Below are 16,657 nucleotides of genomic sequence, written 5' to 3' on the forward strand. Positions count from 1 at the left end.
TCAAATATCTAAAAAGCATTATGCTTTTTTAAATATACATTTCTGAATTGTAGTTTTTTAATGATGAATTGTTTTAGTTGTTTTTAGATTTTATCGAAATACCATCGCCATCAATGTTTACCTTAACATCGTCGTCTTTGGCTTTTATTCCGGTTTTATCAATTTTTACGCTAGAGCTATCCATGGTTACCTTTAGGCCTTTTTCGTTTATTTTTAGGCTGGAGTTTTCATCTTCGATGTCCACATCTATTTTGTAATCTTCCTCAACAGGGCAGTCCAAACACTCAATATCATCTTCTAAAATTTTTAAATACTGATTGGTGTCCTTTGAGGTAACAATGGTGGTGTTATATCGGTGATAGTCTAAAAACGATTTCGTGTTCGTGTTAAAGTTGGCAATTGTGCCTTCAGGTAAATAAAGAATAATTACCACTTCCTGATCGCTGAATTTGTTTTTAGTATCCGTTGTTAAATAAGAGTCTAAATGCAAGCTGTTGTTTTTTAAGGCATAATTGTAATTGATGTTTTTAGCACGTTCAATGGCGGTTTCATAATTTCTCCCGTCGGCACTCTTGTCAATACTTATGGTGGCTAACGAATCGTTGGTAGATTTTACTATAATCCTGATGTCCGATGAATAAATAACTTTTTCACCTTTTTCGTTATGCGCCAGTTTAAAATTATTATGGTTCCTGTAAAAACGATTGTTGTAATTATCGTTGCTTACCATTTTAACATTTAAAGTGTCGGTAGCCATAATGGGCAACTCCTTTTTCTCAACCACACGCTCATCAAAAGCATGTTCGCTGGCTTGTCGCACACCAATAACCACCAATCCGATAATAGACATGAGCCACACCCCCAACAACGTGAATTTTGCAATGCTTCCAATCGATTTTAAGTTGTTAATTAGAATTTTCAATCCTAAATAAAACAGAAAAAAGAACGGAATACCAACCGTAAAAAAGGTTAATAACGATACGAGCCATATGGGTGTATTTCCGGCGTTTACAATCTCTACAAGGTCAAGACCTGGTAAATGAATAACATCTACAACACCTAAAGAAAGCAATGTTACAATTAGGGCAATAAGGGTTACGGCACTTATAAAAATTAAAAGAATACCAATAAATTTTGCAAAAACCTTTAAGAAAAACATAATCACTTCTCCAATGGTATCAAAAAAAGTTCGGGAAGACGATTTTATTTTATTCCCCTGTTTGCTGAAATCCACTTTTTTTGCAGCATCGGTTACCGAATCGCTCACGTTTTTAGCCGCACCGGAAACAGATTCGGTTACGTTTTTTGCCACATCGGTAACTGTGCCAGATACGTTTTCAAAGCCGTCCTTTATTTTTTTTTCAATGTTGCTAATGTTAACCGGCTCACCGGTCATCATTATTTTTTCCGAAGTCGTTTTAGCCTCCGGAACCAAAATCCAAAGCAAAATGTATAACAGAATACCGGTTCCGGCTCCAAAAATTAAAATTATCCAAGCCAAACGCACCCATAACGTATCAATGCCAAAGTAGTGCCCCAATCCGGACGATACCCCTCCAATATACGAGTTGTCGGTATCTCTAAATAATTTTTTAGATGGCGCCGTTTTTCTTCTGTACGTCGCTTGCGGCTCATCCTCAAAAATCTCGTCGTCTACCAAATAATCTTCAGGTTGCCCCATTATGGTAATCACTTCGTCTACCTCTTTAATACGTATAACTTGTTTGTCGTTTTGTACACGCTCGTTAAAAAGTTCTGCAATACGCGCCTCAATATCCGCTATAATTTCAGAGCGTCCTTGAGAGTCTGTAAATGAACGTTTTATAGCCTCAAGATAGCGCTGCAATTTTAAGTATGCATCCTCATCTATATGAAAAAATATACCTGCTAAATTTATGTTGACTGTTTTATTCATTTTTTTGTTGTTTTTTGGCTTGTTACTATTGTTACTGCATTGTGCAATTCGCTCCAGGTGGTGTTTAATTCCTTTAAAAACAATTTCCCTGTTTCGGTTAATCCGTAATATTTACGTGGTGGTCCAGAGGTCGATTCCTCCCATCTGTAATTTAAAAGACCTGCGTTTTTAAGTCGTGTTAGCAAAGGGTAAATGGTGCCCTCAACCACTAGCAACTTAGCATCTTTTAGGGTGCTTAAAATTTCTGCTACATAAGCATCGTCGTCCTTTAAGACCGATAGTATGCAGAATTCCAATACGCCTTTACGCATCTGTGCTTTTGTGTTTTCTATCTTCATGTTCTTAAGCGATTTAATATGGTGAAACTGTTCATTTTTTGATTGATTCGATGATTGTTATTGATGAAATTTTTATTTTGTCACTTCGAGTGATTCCTATTTTTTTTTTATCGGAATTGTACCGAGAATTTGGGCGTTACCCCGTTGGTCGCTGAGGCTCCCGAAGCGGGGTCGCGCTTTCCGTTACAAGTCCTCGCTCGTGCCTCGCTGTGGGCTTTCCTCTGCAATCCCTAACGCGGGACACTCCGCCATTTTCAGTACGCCGTCCGCAGCCATAATGCTATTTTAAAAAGTTAATGGTTAACGGATATTGATACAGTTCGCCATCGCGTGCCTTTAAACTGGCAATTACAATAAAAACCAGCTCTAAAATAAAACCCACTACGGCCAAAGCGCCCAATGCGCCGCCTATATAAAGCAGGGGCGATGGCTTGCCAATGTTTATATGAAAATTATGGAACCCGTTAAAATCTATAAAATCCAAACCGCTAAAAATCTTGAAAATAAAAAACGGAATGGTCAAGGTTCCTAAAATAATGGCGTACAGTAAAATACTCATCTGAAAATTTATAGCTTGCTTGCCATGGGCATCTATAAACTCCGATTTATCTTTGTTTACGCTCCATAATACAATGGGGCCAATAAAGTTTCCAAACGGAATAATAAACCGGCTAAAGGTCGATAAGTGAATAAAAGTGGCGATGTTTTTTTGATGATTGTCTATCATGATTCTAAAACGTATAATAGTTTCTTATGCAAATATATGTCTAAAAGAAGGTACTTTGTTACGCATAGTACTAGAATTTAACAAAAATTTAACGAATTGAAATGTCAATTATTTTCAATAATTTTGATGAAATTCAATTTAAAATGAAGTTAACACCTAGTAAAATAAACACATTCAATATATTTAAACTGCCTGCGGTTTTCTTAATGGGTGTTCGCGTAAAATCTATAAACAACGAAGCCTGTACGGTAACAGTTAAACATAAATGGATTAATCAAAACCCATTCAAATCACTGTTTTGGGCGGTGCAAGGTATGGCTGCCGAACTTACAACCGGCGCAATTGTTATGGCAAAAATTGCAGAAAGCGGTAAAAAGATTTCCATGTTGGTAACCACCAATAACGCCACATTCACCAAAAAGGCAACAGGCCGGATAACCTTTGTTTGTAACGATGGCGAGTTAATAGATAAAGCCTTGCAAAGAACCATTGAAACCGGTGAAGGGCAAACCATTTGGATGAAATCTGTGGGCACCAATGCAGATGGCGTCGTGGTGTCAACCTTTAATTTCGAGTGGAGTGTAAAAGTGAAAAGTTAGTTTTTAGTCGCAATTTTAGTCGCAGTCGCAGTTGGCAGTGAGCCACGTTGAGCTTTGTCTCTGTGTAAACTCCGTGAAACTCTGTGAAATAAATTTAACACCCGTTGGAAATTGTAATTTTTTTGAAACATTGTAACAAAACGCAAAACAAATCAACATATAAAATACTAAATAGCAAACAACTTAACAACATACAATATTATGACAGCACATGAAATTGACTACCGCATCTACGGCGAAGAAATGCAATACGTAGAAATAGAACTCGACCCACAAGAAGGCGTTGTGGCCGAAGCAGGAAGCTTTATGATGATGGACGATGGCATTAAAATGGAAACCATTTTTGGTGATGGCTCAGAAAAAGATTCTGGTTTTTTAGGTAAAATTCTAGGCGCGGGAAAACGTATATTAACTGGCGAAAGCTTATTTATGACGGTTTTTTATAACGATTTGGTAGGCAAACGAAATGTCTCTTTTGCATCGCCCTATCCGGGAAAAATAATCCCAATAGATTTAACCCGATTCAATGGCAAGTTTATATGCCAAAAAGACGCCTTTTTATGTGCAGCAAAAGGGGTAAGTGTAGGTATTGAGTTTTCAAAAAAACTGGGTCGCGGTTTGTTTGGTGGCGAAGGTTTTATTATGCAAAAATTAGAAGGTGATGGTATGGCGTTTGTGCACGCTGGCGGCACCATGGCCATGAAAGAGTTGGCAGCTGGCGAAACATTACGTGTTGATACCGGCTGTATTATAGGTTTCGACCAAACTGTGGATTACGATGTTGAGTTTGTAGGTGGCATTAAAAACACCATATTTGGCGGCGAAGGTTTGTTTTTTGCAAGGCTTCAAGGTCCCGGAACCGTTTATGTGCAATCTTTACCATTTAGCCGATTGGCAGGTCGTGTTTTGGCATCCGCTGCAAAAGGTGGCGGCAAAGATAAAGGCGAAGGCAGTATACTTGGTGGGTTAGGCGATTTATTGGATGGTGATAATAGATTTTAAGTGTTAAACTTTGTTTAATTTAAAGAAACAATGCAATTTTTTATTAACTTTAGGTGTTTAATAAAATATAGAAAGCCTATACACAAATCTACTTATAATTTAAACCAATAATCCTAATAGTAATTATGGCAAGAGCAATGCTAGAGTATACTAAAACTGTACTTAATAAAGTTAGTTTTGATACAACGTTGTTTTGCAGAGAAGTACAAAAGGCAGTTAACAGATTGTTACCCTATGAGATTGAAGAGCTTAAAATTTTTATTCAATCCCTTGTGCAGCAGAACCCAGAATTAAATCAATGTTTAATCTATTTAAAAGCATAAAAAAAAGCGGCCTTTTGGTCGCTTTTTTAGTTTTATTGATTTGAAGCGAGCGGACTAATTATCTCTACATCCTGAAAAGCAATTGCCCCACGAATAATTCCCGAAATGGTATCTTGTAAGGCTTCAACAATCTGTATTTTCAATTCGTTTTTATGGTATATTAAACTCACTTCCCGCGCAGGTGTAGGCTCGGTAAAATGGTGCAGGTTTTCTTTTTCGTTTTCCCTTATATCCAGCGTGTGTAAATAGGGTAGAAGCGTCATGCCCAAACCTTCGTTCGATAGTTTTATTAGCGTTTCAATACTACCGCTTTCCAATTGAAACTGGTCGTTGGTTTGGTTTTTAAATGCCTTACAAAGGTTAATTACGCCATCTCTAAAACAATGTCCATCTTCAAGGAGCAGCATATCGCTTATATCCAAATCGGATACCTTGATTTTTTTATTGGAATGCAAACGATGGCTTTTGGGAATGTAGCTTACAAAAGGTTCAAAATAAAGTACGCGTTCTTTAATGGTTTCGTTTTCAAGGGGTGTAGCGGCAATGGCGGCATCCAAATGCCCATCGGTGATGCGCTCTATAATTTCTTCGGTCGTTAATTCTTCTATTTTAAGCTTTACTTTGGGATGTTTTTTTATAAAAGCTTTTAAAAACATGGGTAACAACGTTGGCATTATGGTTGGAATGATTCCCAGCTTAAACTCGCCGCCAATAAAGCCTTTTTGCTGATCTACGATATCTTGTATTCTATACGATTCGTTCACGATATTTCTAGCTTGTTTCACAATTTTTTTGCCGATTTCGGTAAGCTCAATTGGCTTTTTGCTGCGGTCGAATATTTGCACATCAAGCTGTTCTTCGAGCTTTTGAATTTGCATGCTCAAAGTGGGTTGGGTAACAAAACATTTTTCGGCGGCTTTTGTAAAATTTTGATTTTCGGCTACTGCCAAAACGTAGTATAATTGAGTAATCGTCATAAGTATCAATTTAGACTATAAAAATATAAAAACTATCAATAATATTTATTAAATAGCCTGATAATTATGAGTTATTTTTGTGGTAAATAAAAGATCAATATGCAAATACCAAACAGTGGATTTGGTTTAATTGGTTAACATACAAGTTATTGAATTATTGATTTGATTTTTTAACCGAGCGAGAAAAGCAGTTAGAATTATATAAGCTCGGTTTAACGATATAGTTTAGTTTAGTTAGTTTTTAATCGACTTACTTAGGGGTTGTAGCCTAGGTAAGTCGCTTTGTTTTTGTGGCTATTAAAACATAATATTTATACCTAAATCTTCCGTTTTTAATTCAAACTTTGCCGATGCAAACTGTGGCGGACCATAACTTGCTGGGTTGTTTGACATGCCGTACGATTCTTTAGGCATACCGTTATCTTCAAAATCCATTTGATTGTTTTCGTTCTCGTCGTGCAATGCCATAACAGCATAAGGGCCAGGTTCTACATTTTTAAAAGTCACGGTTATTTTTCCGTCTACAATTTTGCTTTGTTCGCTTTTAATGCCTTTTCCTTTCATAAACGTGTTTTCTGTGTGAAGCGATAGCAGCACATTGCCTTTGTTGTTTTTAATATTTTCAATGGTTACGGTAATGTCTTTTCCTTCTTGATTGTCTTGGGCTTGTGTTAATGTAACGGTTAACAGTAAAGTAATGATGAGTGATAATGCCTTCATGATTTCATGGTTTTAATGGTTTAACACTTCAAATATCCAATTGTAAAGCAGGTTTTAACAATTGTTGTTACCCAACTGTAGATTTTTTATGATGAATTGTTTTTTGCTTGAAGACAGAAGACAGAAGACAGGAGTCTGGCGAACGGTAAGGGGTTGAAGTTGTGAGTTTGCAACAGCTTTGGCAAACAGGTGCGTTAGGGATTGAAATGGTAATCCTTTTTTGAGACACGAAAAAAAGATTGTAATGGAAAGCCCGACCCCGCTTCGGAAGCCTCAGCGACCGACGGGGTAACGCCCGAATTTACAGCAGTCCTCTTGCCTTAATTTCCAGATATTTGTTAATGGTGTCGATGGTGAGGTTTTCGGGTGTGGTTAGTATGGAATAGATGCCGTATTTTTTGAGTTCGTTGACGATTAAACGTTTTTCGAAATCGAATTTCTCGGCAATCACCTTATCGTAAATTTGCTGTACGGTTTCGGCTTTTTGGGTAATTAAACTGTTTAACTCGGTGTTTTTAAAGAAAATAACCACCAATAAATGGCTTTTGGCAATGGCTTTTAAGTAGGGCAGTTGGCGGTTTAATCCGTCGAGGGTTTCAAAATTGGTGTACATTAAAATGAGGCTTCGTTGGGTAATGTGCCTTTTGATATTGCCGTAAAGTCTGCTAAAATCGCTTTCGTGAAAATCTGTTTTTACGTTGTAAAGCGATTCTAAAATAAGCTGCATTTGAGAGCTTCTTCTTTGGGCAACTACGATGTTTTCAATCTTTTTGGAGAACGACAGCATGCCGGCTTTATCGTGTTTTTTTAGAACCACATTGCTGATAACCAAGGTGGCGTTAATGGCGTAATCTAAAAGGTTTAAGCCGTTAAAAGGCATTTTCATAACACGGCCTTTATCGATGATGGAATAGATGGGTTGCGATTTTTCGTCTTGAAATTGATTGACCATCAATTGGTTGCGTTTTGCCGTGGCTTTCCAATTTATAGTGCGCAGATCGTCGCCCAAAACGTAATCCTTTATTTGTTCGAATTCCATGGTGTGTCCCAGTCGGCGGACTTTTTTAAGGCCGTATTCGAGTGCATTTTGATTGATATTTAAAAGTTCAAACTTTTTTAATTGTTTAAAACTCGGATATGTTGGCACCATGGCACCGTGGTTAAAAGTAAAGCGTTTTGCTACCAATTTTAAAGCAGAAGAGGCATAAACGTTTAAATCACCAAAATGATATTCGCCTCGCTCCGTTGGTTTTAAATGATATTGAATTGATTTTGTTTTTCTCGGGGCAATCGTGTCTTTTATTTTAAAATCCCGCACTTGAAATTGCTCGGGGATTTCGTCAATAATTTCCAAATAAATGGAAAACGGATAGTTGTTGTTGATGCTTAAATCGATAATGTTTTTATCGCCGTTTGAAAATTTATCGGGTAAAATCCTGCGGGCTTCGATTTTATTTTTTCCAATAAAAACAATGATAAAATCTAAAACAAAAAGTAAAGCAAGCACTAAAATGGAGAGCTGTGCAATGTTAAATAACAACGGCACAAAATAACTTAAACCAAACAATACCACAATGCCAATGCCTGCGTAAAAGAATCGGGGTTGTATATAGAATGGTTTAAAGAGTTTCAATTTTGTTAGAAGTTAGAAGTTGGTGCGAACTATGGCTGAAAACTGTTGACTGTGTACTGCCAACTAATTACCGCGGTATCTCAACAGTTTCAATAATTTGTTTGATGATTTGTTTGCTCGACACGCCTTCCATTTCGCGTTCGGGTGTTACAATAACCCGGTGGTGCAACACAGGAATTGCGGCACGTTTAATATCTTCCGGTGTCACAAAATCGCGACCGCTCATGGCGGCAAATGCTTTACTGGATTTTAGTATGGCAATGGATGCCCGTGGCGATGCGCCCAAATATAAAAACCGATTGTTACGTGTGGCGACAATAAGTTCCGCGATGTATTTTAGCAAATGTTCTTCAACCAAAATTTGGGTAACTACATGTTGATACTCAGTAATTTGTTTGGTTGTTAAAAAGGAGGAAATGGTATCGGTTTTCTCGGTGTCTCTTAATTGGTGTTCTCTCGAAAGGATTTCAATTTCTTCATCTAAATTTGGGTAATCCACATCAATTTTAAACAAAAAACGGTCTAATTGCGCTTCGGGCAATCGGTATGTGCCTTCTTGTTCTATGGGGTTTTGTGTTGCCAGAACCATAAATGGCGCATCTAATTTATACTTGTTACCGTCAATGGTTATTTGCTGTTCTTCCATCACTTCAAACAAGGCCGCTTGGGTTTTGGCCGGTGCTCTGTTAATTTCGTCAATTAAAATCATATTTGAAAAAATAGGTCCTTTTTTAAATTCGAATTCGGAATCTTTTAAATTGAAAACCGAGGTACCTAAAATATCACTTGGCATTAAATCGGGTGTGAATTGAATGCGACTAAAACCGACACTAAACGATTTAGCCAACAGTTTTGCAGTAATGGTTTTGGCAACACCGGGAACACCTTCGATAAGCGAATGCCCTTTGGCCAAAAGCGAGGCGATTAACATATCTACCATATCTTTTTGCCCAACGATGACTTTACCAACTTCTTGCCTTATTTTTTCAACACTGCTTTGAAGCGCGGTTAAATCCAATCGGTTTTTAAATTGTAAATCGTTACTGTCTTCCAAAACACTATCGTCTATTGATGATACTGTGCTTTCAGGTTTGGGCATTAGGTTCTGATGGTCTTTTTGGTCTTTGTTTTCGTCCATAATTATTTTAAATAAAAAGCTTCAATAAGCTTGTTGAGTTGTATTAAGTTGTCTTCAAAAAACTCGTTTTTTGTGCGCAACCAATTGATATAATCGATTAGTTTTTTAACGTCTTCTTTTTTCTTTCCTGTTTTCGAAGCTAATTTTACTATAAAATCTTCGTTTAAAACAGCAGTGTCCATATTAAAATCGGTACGGATGCGCTCCAAAAAATACGTTATTTTTTTGTCAATTAGGTTTTTATGATCTTGGGTTTCAAAGTATAAATTAGAAATCGTTTTAACAAAAGCCACGGTGGTATTCTGCAAGGGTTTTATAATTTTTATGATGCGCTGTCTGCGTTTGGCGTTAAAAACCATAAACAAAAGCCCAAAGATTAAAGCGGTGTACCACGCCCATTTAAAGGATAATTGCTCTAAAAACCAACTGAGATTTGATTCTTTTTCCACATTGCCATCATATCCCGTTTGTATTTTGGTGTACGAGTCAAAATACACATCGTTTTCCGGTAAATAGGAAATAACGCCTTCGGCATATTTGTATCGGTCTTCTTTTAAAAGATTGTAATTGGTGAACGCTTTGGGTTCTAAATGCAGGTATATGTTGCCTTTTCCAAAAGGCGCACGGATAAAGTTTACGTGTTTGTAATCAATTTTAGAATGCCCTAAAACGGTGTGATTTCCAGTGTCGATTTTTGAAAAATAATTGTCGCCTTCATTTCTGTCGATAGCAATATCGTTCAAATTAAAATACTTTAAAGATTGATACGATATGCTGTCTTTCGTATTTTCAATATAATCGATATCAATATTTAAGGTGTCGTGAATTTTTTGGGCAAAGTAATAATCCGATATAAAAAGGGTGTTGCCCGAATCGACAAAATGCAATAATTCATCAATAGAATCGTCTTCTATATAATCCGAATTCCCGATGATAATAAAGCTGCCTTCGGCGATATGATCGCCAAAGCTATCTTCGGAATGTGCTTGCAAATAACTCGCCGGTTGGTGGTAAACCGTTCTAACTTTATGGTTTTTAAAAAGTTTAGGTAATTCTTTGTAAAATATGCTAACACCGTAGGGTTTGTTGCTTTTTTCGTTAAATGATTCTTCCCAATCCACCGTTTTGGTCGATTTGATACCAAAAGCAATAGCAGCCGTAATTATTAAAGCGGCGATAATGAAAAGTATGGGAAAGGTTTTTTTCATCAGATAGTTTCTGCTGTTTTTTTATTGGACTGATGTAATATTAATGGGGTCATTTATTTTTAAGAATTAACTTTAAGATATTGATACTTCATTATTTAACCTGATTTAAAAGCGTTGTAAAATTATGCTTTGCTTTGTTGTATTCATCGGTTTTCAAAGGGAATTCGCCATACCAAATATAATTGTACAAATACGAGGCGTAAGCAAATTTTTTACTGAATGGTTTTTCGCTTATTTCATTCAAATACTCAGCATTGGTTTTGTCGTCTTCAAATTTTATATGGTTTTTTATGCTCAATGTTTTTAAAACGAGCAAATAATAATACCTGATGGCCAGCCTAAAATCATGGTCTTTTTCAGCATTTAAGATGAGGGTGTCAATATCTGCGTTTTCAATATTTTCGGCAGTAATATCTTCGTAATGGGTAAGTTTTCTGTTTTGTTTTGTAGAAAACAAACCGGTGCCACCTTCGTTAAGCAAAACATAAACCAAATAGATTACGGCAACAGCTAATGCCAAATAAAACAACCAAGCAAAAGGGCCAAGGTTGATGCTGAAACCATCGGCGTTATTCTCATCTTTTTGTGTTGGTTTGCCGTTTTTATAATCTTCATATTTACCCGAACCACTTGGTGTTTGGTTTACAATTTCCCTGCCTTCGTAATTGTATTTTCTGCTGGAATAGCGTGCTTTGAAATCGTCGTCGAATTTTCGAATGTACTCCGGTTCTTGAACCGTGGAAACCCCAAAAACACTTTGAGAACTTGTAACACTCAAAAGCAAGAAAATGATAATATATAATCGATTTATTTTCAAGCAAACGAAGGTTTTAAAAGTGGTACACGCGTGATTTCCCTTTGCACCTTAAACGGGTAAATTAAGTAGTAAAAACTGATGATGCCGAGGGTAATTATAATAATGCCAACCGATAACCAATGCGGCATAATATTGGAATAGCGCGTTACAAATCCTTCTAAAAAACCGGCAAAAAAGGTAAACGGAAAGGTGCTTATTAAAATTTTCACGCCAATTTTTGCACCGTGTTTAAACGAGGTATATCTGGAATGCGTACCCGGAAATAAAATACTGGCACCGAGAATCAATCCTGCGGCACACTCGATAACAATGGCAAAAATTTCCATAGAACCATGAATCCAAATCCCACGAACGCTTTCCCAAAACACGCCCTTTTCATAAAAGAAATACTGGAAAGAACCCAGCATAATACAGTTTTTAAACATAATATAAAGTGTGCCAACGCCACCAAAAACCCCTAAGATAAAAGCAATAATGCCCACCCGCAGATTGTTAATGGTAATGCCAATAAAACTACCCCAATTGCTGCCGCTTTTATAAACCGCAACAGGGTCGCCAGCTTCAATATTTTCCAACGACATGTTTACATAATTATCGCCTAATATGGAACGGACAAATTCGCCATCGTTGGCGGCCGAAATCACACCAATAAACGTAAAGGTGAAAAAAATGATAAAAGCGATATAAATAAATTTTCGATATTGATAACAAATTAATGGCACTTCGGTTTTCCAAAACTCGACAAATCTGTTGGTGTTTTCGCGTTTGGTTTTGTAAATTTTTTGGAATGCCTTGGCTGCCAACTGGTTTAAATACACAATCACCTTACTTTTAGGGTAATAGGTTTGTGCATAAGCCAAATCGTTAATTAAATGGATGTATTGCGAGGCGAGTTCGTCGGGGTCTTTAAAGTCATTATTAAAAATAGCCTGCTCGAAACTCAACCATTTTTCCTTATTTTGTTTGATGAATGAAACTTCCCTCATATATTTGATAAATTAAAATATAAAATGTCAGAGTTACAAATTAACACGACCCAAAATGTAAAAATAAAATTCACTGCCGCAGGTGCAGGCGAACGTTTATTAGCATTTATCATAGATACCGCCATAAAAGTTGGGTATTTGTTGGTTTTAAATTGGACCTTCGGTGCTTTTGAAAACATGGATGAATGGTCTCAAATTGCCATTAATACGGTGTTGAGTTTTCCGGTTATGTTTTACACCTTGGCTTTAGAATCGCTTTTAGAAGGGCAAACTATTGGCAAACGCGCCTTAAAAATAAAGGTTGTAAAAATTGATGGATACCAAGCGTCCTTAGCCGATTATGTGGTACGATGGTTTTTCAGAATTGTAGATGTCTATATTTTCGGCCTCGGTTTTTTCGTAATCATGTTTAGCAAAAAACAACAGCGATTGGGCGATATGGCAGCAGGAACGGCCGTTATCGCTTTAAAGGATAAAGTAAACATCAGCCATACCATTCTAGAAAACTTAAAAGCAGATTACAAACCAACCTATCCCAATGTTATTAAACTATCCGACAACGATGCCCGTATTATAAAGGATACCTTTACCGTGGCGAGGACCTCAAAAGATTATCAAACCTTAATAAAGTTGAGGAATAAATTAGTTGAAGTGGTTGGGATTAAAACCGTAAAGCAAAAAACAGATATCGAGTTTATTGATGTTATTTTAAAAGATTATAATTATTACACACAAGATATGTAAGCAGAGAGCCACTTTTTCCTTTTCGGAAAAAGTGTGCGAATCGCTTACCCTGAGCGAGTCGAAGGGTCTTTTTAAAAGGAAGAGTATGGTTCAGAGAGCCACTTTTTCCTTTTCGGAAAAAGTGTGCGAATCGCTTACCCTGAGCGAGTCGAAGGGTCTTTTTAAAAGGAAGAGTATGGTTCAGAGAGCCACTTTTTCCTTTTCTGAAAAAGTGCGCGAATCGCCTGCCCTGAGCGAGTCGAAGGGGTTTTTTAAAAGAAACTAATCTAATTTTAACCAATCGATAAACCTAATTAATTTAGTAAAACCATGTTTCATACTTTAGATATTATAGGAACCATTGCCTTTGCCATTTCCGGCGTTCTCGTTGCCATTAGTAAAAAAATGGACTTATTCGGTATATTAATTATTGCCTTCGTAACGGCAATTGGCGGCGGTACATTACGCGATTTACTTATAGGAAACACACCCGTAAGTTGGATGCGAGACATGACCTATACTTACGTTATATTAATTACAACCGTTGTTACCATTCTTATTAAAAGCAAAATCGACTACCTGCGCACCTCGCTGCTTTTATTCGATACCATTGGTATTGGTTTATACACCGTAGTTGGTGTAGAAAAAGGGATTTCAGCAGGTTTAAACCCCATTATTTGTATTGCGTTGGGTACCATTTCGGCCTGCTTTGGAGGCGTAATACGCGATATTCTGTGTAACGAAATACCGGTCATTTTCAGAAAGGAAATTTATGCCACAGCCTGTATATTGGGCGGGTTGTCTTATTTTTTAATCCGAAAATTGCCCATTGATAATAATGTTGTTTTTATCATTGCCGGTTCCGTTGTGATTATTACCAGATTATTGGCCGTTAAGTTCAAAATCGCTTTACCAACAATTTATAAAGATTAATTAATTTTGGGCGTTCCCTACGCTCATACCTACAAGGTTTCCACTTCGGCAAGCTCAGTGCGGACAAAACCTTGCAGGATCGCTTCGGTCGGGCTTTCCAATACAATCTTTTTAAAAACAACATTCAAAAACACAGGCGTCGTGGCAACCTGTACACGTTTAGTTTAAAACATAATGTATGGCTTATACTGTTTTAAAAAGGATTTCCATTACAATCCCTAACGCAAACGTACTGCAAAGCAAAAGCCATACTATGATGTATGGCTTTTGCTCAAAATATTAAGGTTTTCTATTTCTAATTATTAGGTACAGGAAAACCTCTATCTCTCAATAGCGCTTCAATTTTGGCATCACGTCCCCTGAATTTTCTAAAAGCTTCAGCAGGATCCATCGAGTTTCTTGGCGCAAACAGATACTTTACCAATTTGTCCGCAACCTCTTTATCGTAAAAACCACCCGGAGCTTCTTTAAAAGCTTCCGATGCATCACTGGTTAAAACATCGGCCCACATGTAACCGTAATAGGCAGTGGCATAGCCTTCGCCGGAAAATACGTGTCCAAAATGCGGTGTTCTGTGGCGCATTGGTAATTCTTTAGGCATGTTCAATTCGGCTAAAGTCTCACGCTCAAATTTTGCAATATCAATATTTGTGGGGTCTGCCAAGTGCAATTTCATATCCATAATGGCAGATGCTAAATACTCGGTAGTTGCAAATCCTTGATTAAAGGTAGATGCCTTTTTAATTTTTTCAACTAAATCTTCCGGAATCGGCTCACCAGTTTTATAATGTACCAAAAATTGGTTAATTACTTCGTCGGTAGATAACCAACGCTCCAATAACTGACTTTGAAACTCGGTATAATCCCTAACGCCGCCATTTAAAGTGGGGTATTTTACGTTGGATGAAAAGAAGTGCAATGCATGTCCGAATTCATGGAAGAATGTCGTGGCATCATCCCAAGATATTAAAACCGCTTCACCCGGAGCCGCCTTTACAAAATTGGAATTGTTTGAAGCCAGTACATTTTTTTTGCCATCAAAGGTAGTGTGGCTTCTATAGGTTGTTGCCCATGCACCAGAACGTTTTCCTTGGCGGGCAAACGGATCTAAATACCACAGACCAATGTGTTCCCCAGAGTCTTTATCGGTAACTTCCCAAACATTAACATCGGGATGGAATACGGGTACGCTACCTTCCTTTACCGGTGTAAATTTATAATTAAACAAACGTCCGGCAGTGTAAAATAAGGCTTCGGTTAATTTGTCCAATTGCAGGTACTGCTTAACTTCATCACTATCTAAATCGTATTTCTTTTTACGTACTTTTTCAGCATAATATCGGTAATCCCAAGGCTCAATTGTAATGTTGTCGCTATTGGCAACGGCTTGCATATCGGCAACTTCTTCTTTAACGCGTCCAATAGCAGCGGGCCAAACGGCATCCATTAACGCCATGGCGTTTTCCGGGTTTTTGGCCATACGATCTTGTAACCTCCAATCGGCATAATTATCGTAACCCAATAATCCAACACGTTCTTTGCGTAGCTTTAAAATTTCGGCAATAATGTTTTTATTATCGTATTCGTCGTTATTGTCACCACGCGAATAGTAGTTGGTCCATATCTTTTTACGTAACTCACGCTCGGTGGAATACGTTAAAAACGGATCCATCGAAGAGCGTGTATTGGTAATGGCATATTTGCCATCTTGTCCTTTATCGGTTGCGATTTTGGCGGCAGATTTTATATACCCGTCACTCAAACCACCCAATTGGTCTTTGTTTAAATAAGTAACGTAATTTTCCTCATCGTGAAGCACGTTGTTGGAAAAATCGTTGTAAAGGCTTGATAGCTCTTTGTTTATTTCGGCGTAGCGTTTCTTTTTTTCGGCATCAAGATTGGCGCCATTCATTTCAAACCGTTTGTAAACCAAATCTACCACACGTTGCTGGTCTGCCTCCAAAGGTGTGTTTTGCGACGCTTCGTAAACCGTTTTTATACGATTAAATAATTTTTCGTTTTGGGAAATTTTTGATCGGTATTCAGATAGTTTTGGTGCCAATTCGCCTTGTACCTCTCTAAATTCGGGAGAACTCATATTGCTGCTCAAAATGCCGTAATATGTAAAAACGCGGTCCAGTTCCTCGCCAGAGCGTTCCATGGCAACAATCGTGTTTTCAAAAGTTGGTGCTTCGGTATGGTTTGCAATAGCATCGATATCCTTTAAGCTCAAATCCATGCCAATTTCAACAGCTTCCTTAATGTCTTCAACCTTCATTTTGTCAAAGGCAGGAACACCTTGGTAAGGTCCTGTCCATTCTTGAAGTAATGTGTTATCACTCATGGTGGCAATGTCTCTTTTTGTGTCTTTTTGGGTGTCGTCTTTACAGCCAACTGCTGCAAGTAACGCACAAAAAATTAATGGTTTAATAAGTGTTTTTGTATTCATTTTAGTTCTAGTTTTTTAGGTTCTGAAAGATATCAAATTAGCCGGAGCTTTTTTATAATATTAAGTTAAAAGAAATGGGGTAAAAAACAGGTTTGAAGGCTTCGTTTTTCAAAAGAAGGAATCAAAATCTGTTATAAAGCGCTTTTAAAATATGTGATAGTCGCTATGA

The 16,657-nt window shown here is 37.4% G+C and carries 16 protein-coding genes; 5 read left to right on the top strand and 11 right to left on the bottom strand.

The window, feature by feature from the left end:
* Window positions 1-73: 73 nt before the first annotated feature.
* The 3 genes from ACN5J7_RS04910 to ACN5J7_RS04920 form a co-directional block, all read right to left on the bottom strand.
* Complete coding sequence (locus tag ACN5J7_RS04910; RefSeq protein WP_418603054.1) at window positions 74-1,915, bottom strand: PspC domain-containing protein; 1,842 nt, start codon at window positions 1,913-1,915, stop codon at window positions 74-76.
* Entirely contained in the window at window positions 1,912-2,253 is a 342-nt protein-coding gene (locus ACN5J7_RS04915; protein ID WP_311941389.1) for a PadR family transcriptional regulator, read from the bottom strand. The genes ACN5J7_RS04910 and ACN5J7_RS04915 overlap by 4 nt, the downstream gene beginning before the upstream one ends.
* Window positions 2,254-2,533: 280 nt before the next feature.
* Window positions 2,534-2,980: a DUF4870 domain-containing protein gene (locus ACN5J7_RS04920; RefSeq protein WP_418603055.1), complete on the bottom strand. Its 447-nt coding sequence runs from the start codon at window positions 2,978-2,980 to the stop codon at window positions 2,534-2,536.
* Window positions 2,981-3,123: 143 nt separating this feature from the next.
* Between ACN5J7_RS04920 and ACN5J7_RS04925 the strand changes: the two genes are divergently transcribed.
* The 3 genes from ACN5J7_RS04925 (at window position 3,124) to ACN5J7_RS04935 (ending at window position 4,904) form a co-directional block, all read left to right on the top strand.
* Window positions 3,124-3,579, top strand: coding sequence for a DUF4442 domain-containing protein (locus tag ACN5J7_RS04925; RefSeq protein WP_418603234.1), 456 nt, complete (start codon window positions 3,124-3,126; stop codon window positions 3,577-3,579).
* A 201-nt stretch (window positions 3,580-3,780) separates the two neighbouring features.
* Window positions 3,781-4,581, top strand: a complete 801-nt coding sequence (locus tag ACN5J7_RS04930; RefSeq protein ID WP_418603056.1) for a TIGR00266 family protein — start codon at window positions 3,781-3,783, stop codon at window positions 4,579-4,581.
* A 125-nt stretch (window positions 4,582-4,706) separates the two neighbouring features.
* Complete coding sequence (locus tag ACN5J7_RS04935; protein ID WP_311941398.1) at window positions 4,707-4,904, top strand: hypothetical protein; 198 nt, start codon at window positions 4,707-4,709, stop codon at window positions 4,902-4,904.
* Between the two features lie 32 nt (window positions 4,905-4,936).
* Here ACN5J7_RS04935 and ACN5J7_RS04940 read toward each other — a convergent pair whose 3' ends face one another.
* The 7 genes from ACN5J7_RS04940 to ACN5J7_RS04970 all read right to left on the bottom strand — a co-directional run bounded on the left by ACN5J7_RS04940 (window position 4,937) and on the right by ACN5J7_RS04970 (window position 12,383).
* Window positions 4,937-5,881, bottom strand: a complete 945-nt coding sequence (locus tag ACN5J7_RS04940; RefSeq protein WP_418603058.1) for a LysR substrate-binding domain-containing protein — start codon at window positions 5,879-5,881, stop codon at window positions 4,937-4,939.
* Between the two features lie 297 nt (window positions 5,882-6,178).
* The gene (locus tag ACN5J7_RS04945; protein WP_418603060.1) at window positions 6,179-6,601 is read right to left on the bottom strand and encodes a DUF2141 domain-containing protein; all 423 of its coding nucleotides are present in this window, start codon (window positions 6,599-6,601) and stop codon (window positions 6,179-6,181) included.
* A gap of 301 nt (window positions 6,602-6,902) precedes the next feature.
* Window positions 6,903-8,234 (bottom strand): DUF58 domain-containing protein, encoded by a 1,332-nt coding sequence (locus ACN5J7_RS04950; protein ID WP_418603061.1) that lies wholly within the window; start codon window positions 8,232-8,234, stop codon window positions 6,903-6,905.
* Window positions 8,235-8,301: 67 nt separating this feature from the next.
* The gene (locus tag ACN5J7_RS04955) at window positions 8,302-9,333 is read right to left on the bottom strand and encodes an AAA family ATPase (protein WP_418603235.1); all 1,032 of its coding nucleotides are present in this window, start codon (window positions 9,331-9,333) and stop codon (window positions 8,302-8,304) included.
* Between the two features lie 41 nt (window positions 9,334-9,374).
* Window positions 9,375-10,580 (bottom strand): DUF4350 domain-containing protein, encoded by a 1,206-nt coding sequence (locus tag ACN5J7_RS04960; RefSeq protein ID WP_418603062.1) that lies wholly within the window; start codon window positions 10,578-10,580, stop codon window positions 9,375-9,377.
* Between the two features lie 91 nt (window positions 10,581-10,671).
* Window positions 10,672-11,397: a hypothetical protein gene (locus ACN5J7_RS04965; protein WP_418603063.1), complete on the bottom strand. Its 726-nt coding sequence runs from the start codon at window positions 11,395-11,397 to the stop codon at window positions 10,672-10,674.
* Complete coding sequence (locus tag ACN5J7_RS04970; protein WP_311941418.1) at window positions 11,394-12,383, bottom strand: stage II sporulation protein M; 990 nt, start codon at window positions 12,381-12,383, stop codon at window positions 11,394-11,396. The genes ACN5J7_RS04965 and ACN5J7_RS04970 overlap by 4 nt, the downstream gene beginning before the upstream one ends.
* 24 nt (window positions 12,384-12,407) lie before the next feature.
* Between ACN5J7_RS04970 and ACN5J7_RS04975 the strand changes: the two genes are divergently transcribed.
* On the top strand, window positions 12,408-13,127 hold the full coding sequence (locus tag ACN5J7_RS04975; RefSeq protein ID WP_311941421.1) for an RDD family protein: 720 nt from the start codon (window positions 12,408-12,410) through the stop codon (window positions 13,125-13,127).
* A gap of 309 nt (window positions 13,128-13,436) precedes the next feature.
* Window positions 13,437-14,039: a trimeric intracellular cation channel family protein gene (locus tag ACN5J7_RS04980; RefSeq protein ID WP_311941425.1), complete on the top strand. Its 603-nt coding sequence runs from the start codon at window positions 13,437-13,439 to the stop codon at window positions 14,037-14,039.
* A 295-nt stretch (window positions 14,040-14,334) separates the two neighbouring features.
* Here ACN5J7_RS04980 and ACN5J7_RS04985 read toward each other — a convergent pair whose 3' ends face one another.
* Window positions 14,335-16,488 (bottom strand): M3 family metallopeptidase, encoded by a 2,154-nt coding sequence (locus tag ACN5J7_RS04985; RefSeq protein ID WP_418603064.1) that lies wholly within the window; start codon window positions 16,486-16,488, stop codon window positions 14,335-14,337.
* Window positions 16,489-16,657 lie beyond the last annotated feature (169 nt).

Origin of the sequence: Hwangdonia sp. (assembly GCF_048381975.1) — a bacterium.
GTDB classification, from domain to species: Bacteria; Bacteroidota; Bacteroidia; order Flavobacteriales; family Flavobacteriaceae; genus Hwangdonia; species Hwangdonia seohaensis.

What these genes read in the sequence shown, in the direction of transcription:
- ACN5J7_RS04960 (WP_418603062.1), bottom strand. Translation starts at nt 10,580, where the DNA reads ATGAAAAAAACCTTTCCCATACTTTTCATTATCGCCGCTTTAATAATT.
- ACN5J7_RS04935 (WP_311941398.1), top strand. Translation starts at nt 4,707, where the DNA reads ATGGCAAGAGCAATGCTAGAGTATACTAAAACTGTACTTAATAAAGTT.
- ACN5J7_RS04980 (WP_311941425.1), top strand. Translation starts at nt 13,437, where the DNA reads ATGTTTCATACTTTAGATATTATAGGAACCATTGCCTTTGCCATTTCC.
- ACN5J7_RS04915 (WP_311941389.1), bottom strand. Translation starts at nt 2,253, where the DNA reads ATGAAGATAGAAAACACAAAAGCACAGATGCGTAAAGGCGTATTGGAA.
- ACN5J7_RS04945 (WP_418603060.1), bottom strand. Translation starts at nt 6,601, where the DNA reads ATGAAGGCATTATCACTCATCATTACTTTACTGTTAACCGTTACATTA.
- ACN5J7_RS04975 (WP_311941421.1), top strand. Translation starts at nt 12,408, where the DNA reads ATGTCAGAGTTACAAATTAACACGACCCAAAATGTAAAAATAAAATTC.
- ACN5J7_RS04920 (WP_418603055.1), bottom strand. Translation starts at nt 2,980, where the DNA reads ATGATAGACAATCATCAAAAAAACATCGCCACTTTTATTCACTTATCG.
- ACN5J7_RS04930 (WP_418603056.1), top strand. Translation starts at nt 3,781, where the DNA reads ATGACAGCACATGAAATTGACTACCGCATCTACGGCGAAGAAATGCAA.
- ACN5J7_RS04955 (WP_418603235.1), bottom strand. Translation starts at nt 9,333, where the DNA reads ATGCCCAAACCTGAAAGCACAGTATCATCAATAGACGATAGTGTTTTG.
- ACN5J7_RS04940 (WP_418603058.1), bottom strand. Translation starts at nt 5,881, where the DNA reads ATGACGATTACTCAATTATACTACGTTTTGGCAGTAGCCGAAAATCAA.
- ACN5J7_RS04910 (WP_418603054.1), bottom strand. Translation starts at nt 1,915, where the DNA reads ATGAATAAAACAGTCAACATAAATTTAGCAGGTATATTTTTTCATATA.
- ACN5J7_RS04970 (WP_311941418.1), bottom strand. Translation starts at nt 12,383, where the DNA reads ATGAGGGAAGTTTCATTCATCAAACAAAATAAGGAAAAATGGTTGAGT.
- ACN5J7_RS04985 (WP_418603064.1), bottom strand. Translation starts at nt 16,488, where the DNA reads ATGAATACAAAAACACTTATTAAACCATTAATTTTTTGTGCGTTACTT.
- ACN5J7_RS04925 (WP_418603234.1), top strand. Translation starts at nt 3,124, where the DNA reads ATGAAGTTAACACCTAGTAAAATAAACACATTCAATATATTTAAACTG.